General features: G+C 43.3%; 1 protein-coding gene and 1 pseudogene. Both read right to left on the reverse strand.

Annotated features, from left to right (window positions below):
- Positions 1-197 (reverse strand): annotated as a pseudogene (locus ACFIMP_RS09695) (hypothetical protein); the annotation flags it as partial.
- A 10-nt stretch (positions 198-207) separates the two neighbouring features.
- A partial coding sequence (locus ACFIMP_RS09700; RefSeq protein ID WP_524535895.1) for a phage major tropism determinant occupies positions 208-1,380 on the reverse strand: 1,173 nt, incomplete at its 5' end.

The following is a 1,380-nucleotide window of genomic DNA, read 5'->3' on the forward strand; positions in this document are numbered from 1 at the left end:
GGCATGGTTGTTGTTAGACAAACCTTATGCGTGTCATCTTCAATCCCCTCTTCTCCCTCTCCAAGCTCTTTAACAAAGACCCAATAAAAACGTGTTGCTAAAAGCATCTCTAGCCTTCTTACCGTTTCAACTTTGTCAAAAGAAAGCATGTTCAGATAATCTTGCTTGCTATTTAAATGTTCTGGATAATCTATCATCTACCCCTCCTCACAAATCACGGGAATGGCTACAACCACGCGCACATAATTGTTCATTACCTCTAGAATAAGATACCGTGGAGCGTGCAAAACATCCGCTATCTACACCATGACTCCACCCTCCTCCTCCTGATAACCATCTCATTTCTAACCTAGCCTGCCCCCTATTCGTTATTTGCATAGGAAACGTTCCTGCTAAAAACTGCCAAACATAACCGCAACCTTCCTCACAACCGATATGCGAGATCATACGACGATTTGCTGTATCAACGTGACCTCCTGAAGTCTTAGGAGAGGGGGGAGTCTTACCTTTAATACTTGTTTTGTCATTACTTCCATACATGGTTGAAGCAAATTCCACATCACTCAGTAAGGATTTCTTGACACGCATCATATCCGTTACATGATCTGTATAGGTACGACCTGTTGTGATCGGAACACCATATGCCGAGCGCGTATTTTCACCGGTGCCTGACTGAAGATAAATATCAACCCAAAGATCTGTAGAGGGGTCATAAACCATACCTTCTGGTGAACTATGCGGACGGTGATTGAGACACCAAACTGAATTGGGTAAAATATCCCCTGCTCTATAACCAGACAATGGATGACCGGAAATCGTACCAACATCCGCACAGAGCGTATGAAACCCTCCTATCTTTCGCGAATTACTCACTGTGTAATCCCTTGGATACGTAGAGTTTTCTGATAAAACAAATTTATGAGACTGTCCTCCATCAGAAACCAAATAAACATAATAATCCTTGCCCGCCGAAAGAGAAGGAACGCTTATTCTTGTATCTACCGTATAACTTGCAACTAAAATATCATTGCCTAATGCCAAAGTTATGCGTGTTCCTTTTTTCAAGGTTAATTGCGCTTTGCCTGTCGCTACAAGAAACGGGGTGGAAATTGAAAGAACCGTTAAATTGGACTGTTTCAGTAAATTGTTTACCTCTTCCGCTAGCGCTTTTGCCTGTGAAGCTACTGTATGGGCTGTTGTTGCCGTTGCTAGGGAACTCTTGATACCTCCAAGCTCTTGTTTCGTCGTATCGGCTGTTGTTTTGGCTTCTTCTGCTGTCCTTTTCGCTCTATCGGCTACTTCTTTGGCTTTTTCGGCTTCGCTCTTGGCTTGATAGGCTTGTGAATCTGCCGACTCGGCTTTTTTCTTGGCTTCTTCTGA

The organism is Bartonella sp. AP65SXKL, assembly GCF_042195725.1.
GTDB lineage: Bacteria > Pseudomonadota > Alphaproteobacteria > Rhizobiales > Rhizobiaceae > Bartonella.